Annotated in this window: 15 protein-coding genes; 5 read left to right on the forward strand and 10 right to left on the reverse strand. The window is 62.2% G+C overall.

Annotated elements, in window-relative coordinates:
- From HJB83_RS01400 to HJB83_RS01425, 6 genes are read right to left on the reverse strand one after another with little or no spacing between them, the layout of a single operon-like run.
- The gene (locus tag HJB83_RS01400) at positions 1 to 1,290 is read right to left on the reverse strand and encodes an amidohydrolase family protein (protein WP_207585707.1); all 1,290 of its coding nucleotides are present in this window, start codon (positions 1,288 to 1,290) and stop codon (positions 1 to 3) included.
- Positions 1,291 to 1,316: 26 nt separating this feature from the next.
- Positions 1,317 to 2,261 (reverse strand): ABC transporter permease, encoded by a 945-nt coding sequence (locus HJB83_RS01405; RefSeq protein WP_207585708.1) that lies wholly within the window; start codon positions 2,259 to 2,261, stop codon positions 1,317 to 1,319.
- Positions 2,258 to 3,307 (reverse strand): ABC transporter permease, encoded by a 1,050-nt coding sequence (locus tag HJB83_RS01410; protein WP_207585709.1) that lies wholly within the window; start codon positions 3,305 to 3,307, stop codon positions 2,258 to 2,260. The genes HJB83_RS01405 and HJB83_RS01410 overlap by 4 nt, the downstream gene beginning before the upstream one ends.
- Entirely contained in the window at positions 3,297 to 4,829 is a 1,533-nt protein-coding gene (locus HJB83_RS01415) for an ABC transporter ATP-binding protein (protein ID WP_221116260.1), read from the reverse strand. Before HJB83_RS01415 ends, HJB83_RS01410 begins: the two co-directional genes overlap by 11 nt.
- Complete coding sequence (locus HJB83_RS01420; protein WP_221116170.1) at positions 4,826 to 6,238, reverse strand: amidase; 1,413 nt, start codon at positions 6,236 to 6,238, stop codon at positions 4,826 to 4,828. Before HJB83_RS01420 ends, HJB83_RS01415 begins: the two co-directional genes overlap by 4 nt.
- Before the next feature lie 8 nt (positions 6,239 to 6,246).
- Positions 6,247 to 7,233: a BMP family protein gene (locus tag HJB83_RS01425; protein WP_164010930.1), complete on the reverse strand. Its 987-nt coding sequence runs from the start codon at positions 7,231 to 7,233 to the stop codon at positions 6,247 to 6,249.
- A gap of 333 nt (positions 7,234 to 7,566) precedes the next feature.
- Between HJB83_RS01425 and HJB83_RS01430 the strand changes: the two genes are divergently transcribed.
- The 3 genes from HJB83_RS01430 to HJB83_RS01440 are packed head-to-tail and all read left to right on the forward strand — an operon-like array spanning position 7,567 to position 9,739.
- Positions 7,567 to 8,196: a CDP-alcohol phosphatidyltransferase family protein gene (locus HJB83_RS01430; protein ID WP_221116169.1), complete on the forward strand. Its 630-nt coding sequence runs from the start codon at positions 7,567 to 7,569 to the stop codon at positions 8,194 to 8,196.
- The gene (locus tag HJB83_RS01435) at positions 8,193 to 8,813 is read left to right on the forward strand and encodes a 1-acyl-sn-glycerol-3-phosphate acyltransferase (RefSeq protein ID WP_221116168.1); all 621 of its coding nucleotides are present in this window, start codon (positions 8,193 to 8,195) and stop codon (positions 8,811 to 8,813) included. The genes HJB83_RS01430 and HJB83_RS01435 overlap by 4 nt, the downstream gene beginning before the upstream one ends.
- Entirely contained in the window at positions 8,810 to 9,739 is a 930-nt protein-coding gene (locus tag HJB83_RS01440; protein WP_221116167.1) for a phosphatidate cytidylyltransferase, read from the forward strand. The genes HJB83_RS01435 and HJB83_RS01440 overlap by 4 nt, the downstream gene beginning before the upstream one ends.
- Before the next feature lie 27 nt (positions 9,740 to 9,766).
- Here HJB83_RS01440 and HJB83_RS01445 read toward each other — a convergent pair whose 3' ends face one another.
- The 3 genes from HJB83_RS01445 to HJB83_RS01455 form a co-directional block, all read right to left on the reverse strand.
- Complete coding sequence (locus tag HJB83_RS01445) at positions 9,767 to 10,093, reverse strand: chaperone modulator CbpM (RefSeq protein WP_207585714.1); 327 nt, start codon at positions 10,091 to 10,093, stop codon at positions 9,767 to 9,769.
- A gap of 2 nt (positions 10,094 to 10,095) precedes the next feature.
- Positions 10,096 to 11,010, reverse strand: coding sequence for a DnaJ C-terminal domain-containing protein (locus HJB83_RS01450; RefSeq protein WP_207585715.1), 915 nt, complete (start codon positions 11,008 to 11,010; stop codon positions 10,096 to 10,098).
- Between the two features lie 92 nt (positions 11,011 to 11,102).
- The gene (locus tag HJB83_RS01455) at positions 11,103 to 11,570 is read right to left on the reverse strand and encodes a universal stress protein (RefSeq protein WP_221116166.1); all 468 of its coding nucleotides are present in this window, start codon (positions 11,568 to 11,570) and stop codon (positions 11,103 to 11,105) included.
- Between the two features lie 159 nt (positions 11,571 to 11,729).
- On the opposite strand from HJB83_RS01455, the gene HJB83_RS01460 reads away from it, so the two are divergent.
- Both HJB83_RS01460 and yghU read left to right on the forward strand, forming a co-directional pair.
- Positions 11,730 to 12,632: an NAD(P)-dependent oxidoreductase gene (locus tag HJB83_RS01460; RefSeq protein ID WP_207585717.1), complete on the forward strand. Its 903-nt coding sequence runs from the start codon at positions 11,730 to 11,732 to the stop codon at positions 12,630 to 12,632.
- Positions 12,633 to 12,821: 189 nt separating this feature from the next.
- Positions 12,822 to 13,697, forward strand: a complete 876-nt coding sequence (gene yghU, locus HJB83_RS01465) for a glutathione-dependent disulfide-bond oxidoreductase (RefSeq protein ID WP_221131204.1) — start codon at positions 12,822 to 12,824, stop codon at positions 13,695 to 13,697.
- Between the two features lie 77 nt (positions 13,698 to 13,774).
- Here the strand turns inward: yghU and HJB83_RS01470 are convergent, their stop codons facing one another.
- Positions 13,775 to 15,289, reverse strand: a complete 1,515-nt coding sequence (locus HJB83_RS01470) for an ABC transporter substrate-binding protein (protein WP_207585718.1) — start codon at positions 15,287 to 15,289, stop codon at positions 13,775 to 13,777.
- Position 15,290: the final 1 nt, after the last annotated feature.

Genomic DNA, 15,290 nt, shown 5'->3' on the forward strand with positions numbered 1-15,290 from the left:
TCAATAACGCGGCGCGTAATCCAAACCGCCGTCGATCCGTGCCGGGCGCCCGTCCAGGAAAAGCTCGCCGATGCGCGGCGCCGAGCGGGCGATGACCTTGCCGCGACGGATCACCGCCAGCCGGTTCGGCTTCAGCCGCAGCGCTTCCAGCGTGTCGCTCGCCTGGAGGATGACGAGGTCGGCGTTACATCCCTTTTCCAGGCCGTAACCTGCAAGCCCCATCGTCTTTGCCGAATTGACCGTCAATGCGTCGAAAATCCTCTTCTTGTCGTCGATGCCGGCCATCTGCGCGACATGGATCGCCATATGGCCGACCTCCAGCATGTCGCCCGACCCCATCGAATACCAGGGATCCATGACGCAATCGTGCCCGAAGGAGACGTTGAGCCCCGCATCCATCAATTCCCTAACGCGGGTCATGCCGCGGCGTTTCGGATAGGTGTCGTGGCGGCCCTGCAGCATGATGTTGATCAGCGGATTGGGGATGACGTTGATCTCGGCCTCCGCCATCAGCGGGATGAGCTTGGAGACATAATAATTGTCCATCGAGTGCATCGAGGTCAGATGCGAGCCGGCGACGCGCCCTTTGAGCCCGAAGCGGATGGTTTCCGCAGCCAACGTCTCGATATGGCGCGAGAGCGGATCGTCGGTTTCGTCGCAATGCATATCGACTGGCAGGCCGCGGTCGGCAGCGATGCGGCAGAGCGCCTCGACCGAGGCCGTACCTTCGCCCATCGTCCGTTCGAAGTGGGGAATGCCGCCGACGAGGTCGACGCCCATGTCGAGGGCGCGGTTGAGAGTGTCGATCGCGCCGGGTGAGCGGTAATAGCCATCCTGAGGAAAAGCGACCAATTGCAGATCGATATAGGGCGCGACCTTTTCGCGAACCTCTATCATCGCCTCGACGGTCACCAGTCTGGGATCGCTGGTGTCGACGTGGCTGCGAATGAAGAGCAGCCCCTGCGTGACCGCCAGGTCGCAATAGCGCAACGCACGATCGACCAGCTCTTCTTTTGTCACGATCGGGCGCAACTCTCCCCAGAGCGCGATTCCTTCAAGCAGCGTGCCGGATACATTCATGCGCGGCAGGCCAAGCGACAGGGTGGCGTCCATATGGAAATGCGGGTCGACGAAGGGCGGGCTGACCAGCCGACCTGTCGCGTCGATCTCTTCCCCCGCCTGCGCCTGGAGATTGCGCTCGACAACGACGATCTTGCCGCCCTGGATGCCGATATCGATATTCTTTGAGCCATCGGGGAGATTTGCATTTCTGACGATCAAATCGAACATCGGAACCTCATTGGATGTGGGCGGTTTCAGCGTTCGCCGCGTCGATAGGGCTGCATCAGCGCCTGCGGCACGCGGGCGCGGCGGGCCATGACGGCAAGAGCGGCAATGGAAAGGATATAGGGGGTCATCAGGAAAAGCTGATAGGGCATGAGCCCACTCAGCGCGGTTTGCAGCCGAAGCTGAAAAGCGTCGAAGAAGGCGAAGAGCAGGGCGCCGAAAAGCGCGCGACCGGGGCGCCAGGAGGCGAACACGACGAGGGCGATGCAGATCCAGCCGCGTCCCTGCACCATCGTCGGGAAGAAACTGTTGAATGCCGACAATGTCAGGAAGGCCCCGCCCATTCCCATCAGCGCGCTTCCGGCAATCACCGCGCCATAGCGCACCTTCATTGGATTGACGCCCTGGGCTTCCGCCGCATGCGGATTTTCGCCGGTCATGCGGATCGCAAGCCCCACCGGTGTGCGGAAGATGATGTAGGCCATCAGCAAGGCGATAATGATCGCGAGATAGGTCGGCGCCGTCTGCGTGAAGAAGGCCGGCCCGATGAAAGGCAGGGTCGAAAGCCCAGGAATGGCGATCGGTTGGAACGGCACGATGGTGGGTGGCGTATTGGCAAGCGGCACGATCAGCCGGAAGACATAATAGCTGAAGCTGGAGGCAAACAGCGTGACGCCGAGACCGGAGACATGCTGGGAGAGGCCGAGCGTCACCGTTAGCGACGCGTGCAGCAGGCCGAAGACGCCGCCGGCTATGCCAGCTATCAGAAGGCCGGTCCAGAGATCGGCGCCGTGATAAACGGAAAGCCAGCCGATCATCGCGCCGAAGGTCATGATGCCTTCGATGCCGAGATTGAGCACGCCGGCCCGTTCGCAGAGCAAGGCGCCAAGCGTGCCGAAAATCAGCGGCGTGGCGATGCGCAGGATTGCCGCCCAGAGCCCTGATGAAGCGATGATGTCGAACAGTTGCATCATCGCCGGATCCTGTATTGGGTGAAGAACAATGCGATCAGCATCGTCAGCAGCGACAACGCCACCGTGACATCGGCGATATAGGTGGGGATGCCAAGGCCTCGGCTCATGCCGTCCGCGCCCACAAACATGGTTGCCGTGAAAATGGCGGCGAAGACGACACCGAGCGGATTGAGGTTGGCGAGCATCGCGACAACAATGCCGGAATAGCCGAAACCCGGCGATAGATCGGTCGTCACGTAGCCCTTGACCCCCATCACCTCGATCGCTCCCGCGAGCCCCGCAAGCCCGCCGGACAGGCAGGCGACTTTCACCAACGTTCTGCCGAGCGGCACGCCGGCGAAGATCGCACCGGTGGGATTGAGGCCGGCGGCGCGCGACTGCATGCCGAACACGGTTCGGGACTGAACAAAATGAACGACGACAGCCAGCCCGATCGCGATCGCAAAGCCGATATGCAGGCGTGAGCGGGCGATCAATTTCGGCAGCATGGCATGATCGCTGACGGATTGCGACTGCGGCCAGCCGAAGGCGAGCGGGTCCTTGAGAACGCCGTCGATCAGCATCGAGACGAAGAGCACGGCGATGAAGTTCAGCAGCAGGCTGGTGACGACCTCATCGACCGAGAAGCGCAGCCTGAGCCAGAGGGGAATGAGAATGAGCACCATGCCGGCAATGGCGCCGATCAGCAGCAGGAGCGGAATGAGAATGGGTGCCGGAAGATCGCCCAACAGTTTCGAACTCGCCGCGGCAACGGCGATGGCGCCGAGATAAAATTGGCCCTCGGCGCCGATATTCCAGAGCCGCGCCCGAAAAGCGACGGCGGCGGCAAGCCCCGTCAGCATCAGCGGCGTTGCTCGCGTCAGTGTTTCGGTCGCCGACAGCCGCGAGCCGAAAGCACCGATCAAGATACGCCAATAGGCATCGAGCACCGGCGCGCCGGCAATGGCGATCAAGATGCCCGCCAGCGCAAGCGCTGCGATCACCGCGATGACGGGCGTGACGATCAGCAGGTACAGCGGACGGTGTTCGCGGCGCTCAAATCGCATGGCTGGTCTCGTGGGTCTCTTGCCATTCGCCGGTCATCATCAGCCCCAGCCTGCGGGCATCGGCGTCTTCGGCCTCGACGGGCGATGATAGGCGGCCACCGACGATCGCCTGTATACGGTCGGCGAGCGCGATCACCTCGTCGAGGTCTTCGGAGATCAGCAGGACGGCGGCGCCCTGCCGGCGGGCTTCGAGCAGGCGCGCGTGCACGGCGGCCACGGCCCCTTCGTCGAGTCCACGTGCGGGCTGCGCGGCGATCAGGATACGCGGCCGCCGATGCAGGTTGCGGCCGAGAATGAGCTTCTGCATATTGCCGCCGGAGAGCACCCGGGTACGGACGGCTGGCCCGCCGCCACGGACATCGAACCCGTCGATGATCTCCCTGGCGAAGGCCATGCCGGCCTTGCGGTTGACAAAACCGAGGCGCGAGAAGGCCGGTGAGGCGAGGCGCTCCAGCACGGCATTTTCCCAGATCGCCATCTCGCCGATCACGCCCTCCTCATTGCGGTCTTCAGGAATGCGGCCGATACCGGCATCGACGACATCGGCGACGCCGAGATCACCGACGGCCTCCCCGAACAGAAGAAGGTCGCCGCCGCTACGCGCCAGCGTGCCGGAAAGAAGGTGCGCCAACGCCGCCTGGCCATTGCCCGAAACGCCGATGATGCCGAGGATCTCGCCCTGGTGCAGCCGAAAGCTGATCGATTTCAACCGATCGATGCCGTCGATGCGCACCGTGACATCGGCGGCTTCAAGCGCAACCGCGCCGGGCGTCGGCGGCTCGCGCACCGGCCGCGTCACGCGGCGGCCGACCATCAGTTCGGCAAGTTCGGCCTTGCTGGTTTCCGACGCCTTGCGTTCGGCGACCATCTTGCCGCCGCGCAGCACGACGATGCGGTCGGCTGCCGCCATCACCTCGTCGAGCTTGTGGGAGATGAAGATCAGCGACAGGCCCTGGCGGGCCATCTCCTTCAAGGTCGTAAACAGCCGTTCGGCCTCGATATTGGTCAGTACCGCCGTCGGCTCGTCGAGGATCAGGATGCGGGCATCGTTATAGAGCGCCTTGAGGATCTCGACGCGTTGCTGCTCGCCGACCGACAAGTCGCCAATACGGGCATCCGGATCGACCTTGAGGCCGAAGCGCTCGGAAATCGCCAGGAGCTTCTTTCGCGCCGCTGATGTTCCCGAGCGCCAGACCCACAGGCTTTCGGTGCCGGTCATGACATTTTCGAGAACGGTCAGATTGGGTGCGAGCGAGAAGTGCTGATGCACCATGCCGACGCCGGCGCGGATCGCCGCCCGCGGCTTGCCCTGCGGCACCTCCAGACCCTCGATCAGAATCCGGCCGGCATCGGGCATGTAATGGCCGAAAAGGATGCTCATCAGCGTGGTCTTGCCGGCGCCGTTTTCGCCGAGCAGAGCGACGACCTCACCCTTGGCAAGCGTCATGGAGATATCGTCATTGGCAAGATTGCCGCCGAAGCGCCTGCTGACGCCGATAATTTCCAGCACAGGTCCGGTCATGACGGCAATCCCGCGACCGGAAAACGGTGCTGCCATCGCGCCTGGGCCTCCAGGCGTGCGGCAAGCGACAGCAGGCGTGGCTCGTGACCCATCGGCGCCATGATCTGCACCGGCAGCGGTATCGCATGCTCATCCTGTCCGAAAGGCAGCGTCAAAGCAGGAAAACCCGAAATATTGGCGAGGCAGGCAAGCGGCGCGAATGCCGTCATCCGCTCGAGATGCAGATCCGTGTCGCCATGATCGGACGGAAAGGAGCCGATCGCAAGAGGTGCAGACGAGAGCATCGGCATCAAGATGCAATCGACCCTGTCGAACAGCGCCCAGAGGTTATGGCTGACCAAGACGGCGTCGTTCAGCGCGCTCCAGAGCATGGTGGCGGGAAGCGACCGTCCGCGCGCCGCGAAAGCCTGCGTCAGAGGCTCGGCCCTGCTTTCATCAAGAGCCGCCGCCTTGATCAGCGCCGCAAGGTTGACGGAGACGATATCGGCGAAGGCGCGGCCGCTTGAAGTGACGCTCCGTTCGAACTCAGCCCAGCTCAGCGGAACGAGCTCGTGTCCGTCGCTCTCAAGAGCACGAGCCGCATCCTCAACGGCTGCGAGCCGATTGCCCTCGGTCGGATAGACCGATCCGGTATCGGCCAGCAGGCCGATCCGCAAACGGCCGTTGCCGATATCGACAGGAGAAGGATCCGGAAATGGCCCTCGTGAACTGCCGCTCAGCCTATCGAATATTCGCGCGGTATCCCGCACCGAGCGGCAAACCGCGAGTTCGCTGGCGATGCCGCCGAGGTGATTGCCGAAGGATGGTCCGCCCGGCATGGCGCCGCGTGTCGGCTTCATTCCGACAAGGCCGCAGCAGGCTGCGGGCACGCGGATCGAGCCGCCGGCATCGGTGGCATGCGCAATGGCGACGATACCGGCGGCAACCGCCGCCGCCGCACCACCGGAAGAGCCGCCTGCGGTTCGTGCCGGATCGAGCGGATTGCGGCAGAGCGGTCCGATCGCCGGTTCGCTGGCAAGCGACAGGCCGAATTCCGGGCTCGTCGTCAGGCCGAACAGGCAGAAGCCGGCGTCGCGGAAACGGGACGCGAGATCGGAATCTGCTTCGCCGCCTTTTCTTTCGAAGAGGCGGGACCCGGCCGCTACCGGCAGGCCGGCGAAAGGCCCGCCAAGATCCTTCGCCAAGGTCGGTACGCCGGCAAAGGGCCTGATGGAAAAGTGTTCGGGCTCACTCCGCCGTTCCCCGTCGCGGGCGTCTGCCGAGGCTCGGCCCATAGCGGCATCGACATAGGCGATCGCGCCGAGCGGCTCCTGCCGTCCGGCTGCCTCAAGAGAAGCCAGCATCGCCTCGGCAGCGCTCAGGCTGCCATGCCTGATCGCTGCCGCCAGGTCGGTTGCATCGCCCTGCATGAGCCGGATTACTTCGGCTCATCCATCATCTTCGGAACTTCGAAGGTGCCGGCCTTGATCTCCGCCCGCTTGGCTTCCATCGCAGCCTCGGCTTCAGCGGGCGCCACACCCTTGACGAAGACGATATCACTGCCGCCTTCCTTCATCAGGCCGTAAGACGTGTAGTTCCTGCCGACCGGCTTTCCGGCAGCGACATCGGCGATCGCAGCGTTCAGGATCGGGCGGAAGTACCACATGGCGTTGGCGAACACCGTATCCGGGTAGCGCGGCGTATAGTCGATCAGCGAACCGACAGACTTGATGCCGCGCTCCTTGGCAGCATCGGCCGTGCCGATACGCTCGCCGAATAGGATGTCGGCGCCGGCATCGATCTGGGCAAGACCGGCTTCCCGCGCCTTCGGCGGGTCGAAGAAGGTGCCGATGAACGAGACGAGGTGCTTGGCGTCGGGATTGACGGCCTTGACGCCCGCCGCGAACGCATTGATCAGCATGTTGACTTCGGGGATCGGAATGGCGCCGACCGAACCAACAACATTCGACTTAGTCATTTTGCCGGCCAGCATGCCGGCAAGATAGGCGCCGTCATGGTTCCAGGTGCCGAAGACGCCGAAATTGTCGCCTGCCTGCTCGCCGCTCGAACCCAGCACGAAAGCGGTGTCGGGATAATCGGCTGCGACCTGCCTGGCCTCTTTCTCCACCGCGTAGGCTTCGCCGATGATTAGCTTGTTGCCCTGCTCGGCATATTCTCGCATGGCGCGCGGATAATCGGTGCCGGAGACACCTTCGGAGAAGACGTATTCGATGGCACCTTCCTTGGCTGCGTCCTGCAGGGCCTTATGCAGGCAGGAGTTCCAGGCATTTTCGACCGGCGACGCATGAATGCCGGCAACCTTCAGCGGCGCGGCAGCTCTCGCCAGCGGGGCAAAGCCGCTGACGCCGAGCGCAATGCCCGACGCGATCACTGCCCGGCGTGAAATCAGGATGTCTTTGGTCATTGACTGCTCCCCTTTTTTACCGTTTGGTTCAAAAATCATAGGTAGCGCCCAAAAATGTGTCAAGCGTCGAATGGGCTTAAAAATCAGGCTGTTCGATCCATTGCCCGTGTTCTTCAGCCGATTTTTCCGAACTCGTGTGGTGTCGCGGTTTGGCCGAAAGGACGCGGCATGGCGTGCTCAGCCGCCGGCTTCTTAAGCGGTCAAGGCTCGATGGTGAAAAGCGCGCTCTTTCAGCGTCAGCGAGAGTGACACTGGGCCGAATATACCGGGCGTGACGGCTTGGCGCGACGACATCGGCAGGATATGCAAGGGGATCGGGTTGGGGAAATGAAAATGGGGCAAGAAGAGGACGCCTCGCGGCGGCCGATCGCGAGCCGGTCGTCGTCTTGGGCGATCGGCATGAGCGCACGGCTGGCGCGCACCGGCGTCACGCCGAACCGCATTTCGTTGCTGTCGATCCTGTTTGCCGGCATCGGCGCGGCGCTGATCCTGCTTACGGCACATCCGATCGCCATGATCTGTGCTGCGATCTCGGTGCAACTGCGGCTCGTCTGCAATCTGCTCGATGGGATGGTCGCGATCGAAGGTGGCAAGAAAACCAAGAGTGGACCGATCTACAACGAATTCCCCGACCGGATCGCCGACAGCCTGCTTCTTGTTGCCGCCGGCTATGCCTGCGCCTTTGCCTGGCTTGGCTGGCTTGGTGCGCTGCTCGCAGCATTCACCGCCTATATCCGGGTCTTCGGCGGAGCGGTCGGCCTTCCTCAAGACTTCAGCGGCATCATGGCCAAGCAGCGCCGCATGGCGGTGCTGACGGCGGGGCTCGTTGCCCAAAGCATCGAGACGCTGATATCCGCCAGCCATTGGTCGCTGATCCTGGCCTCGGCCATCATCGCAGCCGGCAGCCTGGTCACCTGCATCACGCGCACGAAAACGCTTGCCCGCTCGCTGGAGAGATTATGATCGCTCTCATTCGTCGCCTTCTCGTGCTGTTCGTCCGAATCCTGGTCGGCGCCCGAAGCGAATGGCGGGGCTGTGCGCCCGACACTCGCCGCCGTATCTATTTCGCCAATCACAACAGCCATGTCGATACGGTCGCCGTCATGGCAGCCCTGCCGTATCAGGTGCGGCGGCTGACCCATCCGGTTGCGGCGCGCGACTATTGGGGAAAGAGCGCCTTTCGGCGCTTCATCGCTGAAAAAGGCCTGCGCGCCGTCCTGATAGACCGCAAGCCGCTGCCGGACAGCAATCCGCTGGCGCCGATCGAGCGCCTGCTCGAGGAGGGGCGCTCGGTGCTGATCTTTCCGGAGGGGACGAGAAGCGCCACCGAAGAAATCGCCCCATTCCGCAGCGGCATCTATCGCCTCGCCTGCCGTTTCCCCGATGTCGATCTGGTCCCGGTCCATCTCGACAATCTCCAGCGCATCCTGCCCAAAGGAAGCATGCTGATCGTCCCGATCACCTGCACGGCGCGTTTCGGCAAGCCGTTGCGCGTCGAACCGGGCGAGGGAAAAGACGCCTTCCTGGCCCGCGCCCGTGCCGCGGTCATCGAGCTCGCGGACGGGGGACACATCGCATGACCAGCCTTTTCTCGATCGTGCTTGCCGCGATCCTCGGCCTGCTTGCCGTCGCTTCCGCGATCGGCTTCATTCTGCAGCGACGCGCAACCGAGCCCGGTTCCGTCGCCACCGTCCAGAACCTCAACGCCCGCATCCGCTCCTGGTGGATCATGGTCGCAGTGTTCGGCGGTGCGATCCTGCTTGGCGAGACGGCCACGGTCATCCTGTTCGCATTTCTGTCCTTCATGGCGCTCCGCGAATTCTGGACGCTGACACCGTCGCGGCGCGGCGATCACCTGGCGCTGTTCCTGTCCTTTTTCGTGGTTCTGCCGGTGCATTACGTGCTGCTCGGGACCGAGTGGTACGGTCTCTTTGCCATCTTCATCCCGGTCTATGCCTTCCTGATCCTACCGGCAGTGGCGACCTTGACCGGTGACGTCAACGAATTCCTGGCGCGCAGCGCCAGGGTGCAATGGGGATTGATGTTGACGGTCTATTCGATCAGCCATGCCCCCGCACTACTCATGCTGCAGACCGGCACGCCGTCGGCGCTTCTGCTGGTCTATCTGGTCATCGTCGTGCAGCTCAGCGACGTCTTCCAGTATGTCTGGGGCAAGCTCTTGGGAAAGCATCGCTTCTCGCCGAACATCAGCCCATCGAAGACACTCGAAGGCCTGATTGGAGGCGGCGCCTCGGCCATCCTTCTGGGAACACTGCTCTATCGCCTGACACCGTTTTCGCCGCTGCAGGCGGCGGCCGTCAGCACGGTCATCGTCGTCGCCGGCTTCTTCGGCGGCTTCGTGCTCTCGGCGATCAAGCGCGACCTCAACGCCAAGGACTGGGGCTATGTGATTGAAGGCCATGGCGGCGTGCTCGACCGCCTGGACTCCATAACTTTCGCCGCACCGCTGTTCTTCCACATCGTCCGCTATTGGTTCACCAGCTGAGGCGGATATCCGAAAGCATGCGGCCGATCATTCAACCCGGTCGATGTCTTCGAGGCTCTCGAACAGCCGGAGCTGGACCTCGCGCTCCTGCCTGCCGATAGCCGTCATCAGCTTGTCCATCGTTCCCCGCAGATCATACAACTGGTCGATCAGGTCAATGACGACATCGACGCCGGCTTCGTTGATCCCCATGTCGCCCATCAGATCCTGAATGAGCCTGGCGCGGGCAACGTCGGCGTCGCGAAACCATCGCCTTTCGCCGGACGTCTCGGGAATCAACCAGCCCTGTTCGATCCAGAAATCGAGCTGGACGACATCGATTTTCAAGTAAAGACGGAATTCGAGATCATCCATGATCAAGCCTCCATGTTCTTCCTCGGATCGTATGGATGTGACGTCTCCCATTCCTTGATCAGGGACGTCAGCCGTTCGTCGGGATTGGCGGGCAGCACGATCTTCAGGGAGACATAGACGTCGCCGTGCCCGCCGCCGCGATTGGCAACGCCTTTGCCCTTGAGACGCAGGACCTTGCCCGTATTCGAGTGCGGGGGCAGCGTCAGGTTGACGGGTCCCGACGGTGTCGGCACACGGACCTTGCCGCCGAGCACCGCCTCGCCAAGTGAGATCGGCAGTTCCAGGCGGATGTCGTCGCCATCCCGCGTGAAGAAGCGGTGAGGGCTCACGCGGATCTCGATGAGGGCATCACCCGGCGGCCCGCCTCCAATACCCGGCTCGCCCTTGCCGCGCAGCCGCAAGGTCTGGCCGTCGCGGGTTCCGGGCGGGATCTGCACATCGAGCGGTGGCCCGTCCGGCAGCTTGACCTCGGTCCTGGTGCCGTTGATGGCCTCAAGAAAGTTGACCTGCATGGAGAACCGCCGATCCTGGCCATGACTGCGCATCCTGCCGCCGCCGGCGCGGCGCGAAAAGAAATTGGCAAAGGAATTGTCGGCATCGCCGAAATCGGCAAAGCCGGCACTGTTGTGGTAGGGATTTTCGGGACCGCTCGCCGAGGCATAGTCGCGGTAATAACTGCGTTGCGCCCGCTCGGCGCCCGTCATGTCGATCTCGCCGCGATCGAAGCGCCCGCGTTTTCCCTCGTCGCCCAATATCTCGTAGGCGGTCGAAATTTCCTTGAACCGCTCCTCGGCGTGTCTGTCGCCGGGATTAAGGTCGGGGTGAAGTTTCTTGGCAAGCTTGCGAAAGGCGCTTTGAATGTCCTTTTGCGACGCATCCCGCTTCACACCCAGAAGCTCGTATGGATCCTGGCTCATGCATATCTCCGTCAGGGCAGTTAATACTGCCGATTGGCTTGGGGGAAATATAGGTTCTCAGACCGCCGCCGGGGAGGGGAAGCCACAGAAGGTTAGAGCGCCAGCGCGTCTTCTTCCTGAGGGGCCGAGCCGTCATGCGCTTGATCGGGACGCCGATCGATGAGAACCGAGCATCCGGCGTGGCGCACGACCTTCTCGACGATCGAGGAGAAGACGTAGTCGGTGATATCCGCCACATGGGATGAAAGCAGGATGAGATCGGCTGATCTCTCCCTGGCGGCCGACACGAGCACGGAGGCGGCAACGCCGATGCGGATCTCGACTGTCGCCGGAATGGCGAGCTCCTTGCAGAGCGACACAAGTTTCCTCTCGGCATCGACGATAGCGGTCGTCTCGAATTCCTCGGGAATACCCGACAGGTGACGGTGGGGGATGTTCTCGATGGCATGCATGACGACGACGTTTCCGCCTTCGTCCAGGAGCTCTGCCGCCCGGCGCAGGAGACGGATTGCCGTTTGCCGGGAGCCCATGCCGATGCCGCAGATGATCGTTCGATACATTAAATCCTCGCACGCAAATGGTCGCACCGATTATACCGGCATCGACCGTTTCTGTTTTGACCGATATCAAACAGAAACGCCGAAATAGCGCAATGATCGCGTCCAGGAAGCGGCCGTTCGCTTCAAAATAGAATTTTGGGGGTCGTCACGATTGACGGCATGGCCATCGGCAATAGCTCTATCGTGACGTCGTTACTGATCGAGGTTCACATGCAGACTTTTGCAATCATCGGAGCGGGCGCAATGGGAAGCGCGGTCGCCAAACGGCTGGTCGATCACGGCGCCACCGTGCTGACCTGTCTCGAAGGCCGCAGCGAGCAGACGATCGCGCGGGCTAAGGCGGCCGGCATGGTGCCGGTCGGCCGCCAGGAGCTGGCGAAGGCAGAGATCATCCTGTCGATCGTTCCGCCGGCGGAAGCGATCGGGGTTGCCGGGCTCGTCGCGGAGATATTGCCGGGGGTGCAGGCGCCGCCGCCTTTCATCGACCTCAATGCAATTGCGCCGAAAACAATGCAGGCAGTGGCGGCACGGTTCGGCGGCAGCGGCGTGGAAGTGTTGGATGGCGCGATCATCGGCGGGCCGCCGGTTCCCGGCAAATCAGGTCCGACCCTCTATATCAGCGGCGATACAGCGGCGCGAACCAGGCTGCTCGAAGAATGCGGCCTCAAAATCCGCAGGCTCGATGGACCGCTCGGCGCGGCCTCGGCGCTGAAGATGTGTTATGCCGGCATCAACAAGGGCTTTGTCGGCCTCGGCGCGGCGATGCTGCTTGCCGCATCGCGCTCGGGTGCTGCCGAAAGCCTGAAGGCCGAACTCGCCGAAAGCCTTCCGGACGTCGACCGCAAGCTGTCGAAATCCATTCCGGATATGTATCCGAAAGCCTATCGATGGGTTGCCGAAATGCAGGAGATCGCCGATTTCCTTGGAGAGGATGATCCGGCGGCGGGGATTTTTCGGGGCATGGCGGACGTCTTTGCCAGGATGGCTGGCGATGTTGAGGGTAGCCGTCTCCTCGTCGGACAGTTGGATGAGATCCTCGCGACCGCGGAAACCGGCGGCTGAGCACGGCGGTCAAGCAATCGTCGCTGCGCCGAATATCGGGGGCGCCAGCATCTCTTAGCCAACGCTCTGACGATTATGTGAAGCCGTTCCGACACCTCTGACAAACCTCATTGCCTCTGCTATGTCAGGAAAAATGCGTCGGCCAAACGGACGTCGCAACCTATCCGACCAATGCCAGGAGTTTGAAAGATGAGCGGTTCTTCCGAGTATACCCCCCCGAAGGTCTGGACCTGGAATAAGGCGAATGGCGGCCAGTTCGCCAGCATCAACCGCCCGATAGCAGGCCCGACGCATGACAAGGAGCTTCCGATCGGTCGCCATCCGCTGCAGCTTTATTCGCTCGGTACGCCGAACGGCCAGAAGGTCACGATCATGCTCGAGGAGTTGCTGGCGCTTGGCCATAGCGGTGCGGAGTACGACGCCTGGCTGATCCGGATCGGCGATGGCGACCAGTTCGGCAACGGCTTCGTCGCCGTCAATCCCAACTCGAAGATCCCGGCGCTGATGGATCGCAGCGGCGAAACGCCGATCCGCGTCTTCGAATCCGGCGCCATCCTGACCTATCTCGCCGAAAAGTTCGGGGCTTTCCTGCCGACCGCACCGGGCGAGCGCGCCGAATGCCTGTCATGGCTGTTTTGGCAGATGGGAAGCGCACCCTATCTCGGCGGCGGTTTCGGCCATTTCTACGCCTATGCGCCGACGAAGATCGAATATGCCATCGACCGTTTCGCCATGGAAGTGAAGCGCCAGCTCGACGTGCTCGATCGTCGCCTCGCTGAAAGCGAGTATCTGGCCGGCAGCCAATATACGATCGCCGATATTGCCGTCTGGCCTTGGTATGGCGGCCTAGTGAAGGGCTTGACCTATGGAGCCGCCGAATTCCTGCAGGTCGAGGACTATAAGAACGTCCAGCGCTGGGCCGACGCAATCGGCGACCGCCCGGCCGTAAAACGCGGGCGAATGGTCAACCGGACCTCCGGCGAGCCGTCGAGCCAGTTGCATGAGCGTCACGACGCCAGCGATTTCGAGACGAGGACGCAGGACAAACTCGCGGTCGCCAGTTAAGCAACCGCCGCGACTTTCGCTTCCTCTGAAATGGATGATGCTCCGCCGCCCAGAGGCGACGGAGCGTGGGCCAAAACTCAGTTCTTGACGGTATCCTCCAGGAAGAATCGGCCGAGCGGGTTCTGGTAGAAGTTCTCGATATTCTTGCGCGTGACGTTGATATAGGGGCTGTAATAGAGGTCGATCCAGTTGACGTCGTCCTTGGCCATCTTCTGCAGATCGACATACATCTCCTGGCGCTTCTTCGGGTCAAGCTCGAGACGCGCCTTGGCGACCAGTTCCTTCACCGCCTCGTTCTTGTAGTTGGTCGAATAATTGTTGTTGGAATCGTGGCCGAGCACGAAGGTGGTCTTCTGGTCCGGATCGAGAATGTCGTTGGTCCAGTAGTTGACCGAGACGTCGTAGTCGCCGGCAACGGTCATATCCCATTCCTGGCTCGGATCGACCTTCTGCAGATTGGCGGTGATGCCGGCCTTCTGCAGCTGCTGCTGGACCAGCACGGCCGTCTGTTCATCGACTTCGTCGCCGGCGCGGACCAAGTAATTCAGCGTCAGGTCGGAGGCGCCGGCGGCCGCCAGCATCTCCTTAGCCTTTGCCGGATCATAAGGCCGCTGCAGATTGTCGGCGAAATAATAGAGAGCCCCCTTCGGAATGTAGGAATTGGCGACCGTGCCCTGGCCGAAGGTGACGGTATCGACGATCGCCTTCTTGTCGATCGCCAGATCCAGCGCCTGGCGGACTTCCTTCTTGCCGAGCGCTCCATGCGCATGGTTGATCAGCAGATGATCCTCACGGGTCGAGGCGTCGATATCGACGTTGAGGTTTGGATCCTTCTTCAGCTCCTCGACACGGGAGAAGGGAACGAAGATCGCCGCATCCAGCTCACCGGCCTGGACGTTCAGCATGCGGGTATTGTCGTCGGGCACGGAGATCCATTCGACGCCGTCGAGCTTGACGCGGTCGGCCTGCCAGAAGTTCGGGTTCTTCTTCAAGATGATACGGTCGCCGCGGCGCCATTCCTCGACGGTGAACGCGCCGGATGCGATCGGCTTTTCGGCATAGGCGTCGGCACCAAGCGATTCCATGCCCTTCTTGGAAATGACCGAAGCATTTGGCAGCGCCAGCGTCGAAAGGAACGGCGCGGACGGGTTTTTCAGCTTGATCGTCAGCGTATGCGCATCGGTCGCGACCGCCGTGTCGATCACCTTGTAGGAATCGCTCCAGAGCGAGGCAGCATCGTCGCGGATGCGCAACAGGCTGAAGGCGGCGTCTTCCGCCGTCAGCGGCGAACCGTCGGAGAATTTCGCGTCGCGGATCTTGAACGTATAGGTCAGTCCGTCGTCCGAGGCAGTCCAGCTTTCGGCAAGGCCCGGTTCCAGCTTGGTGCCTGTCTTGTCGACGCGGATCAGCACGTCGTAGACGTTTGAGAACACCCAGTTGTCGATGTTCTGGGCTGTTTTGATCGGATCGAATGTCGTCGAGTCCTCGCGGCGGCCGATGGTCAGCACACCGGCGGCCTCGGCATAGCTTGTGCTGAGTGTCAGGCCGGCGAGCAGGGCTGCAAGCCCGATTGATTTCCATCTGTTTGTCATG

It is taken from the genome of Rhizobium sp. NZLR11 (assembly GCF_019685115.1).
Taxonomy (GTDB): domain Bacteria; phylum Pseudomonadota; class Alphaproteobacteria; order Rhizobiales; family Rhizobiaceae; genus Rhizobium.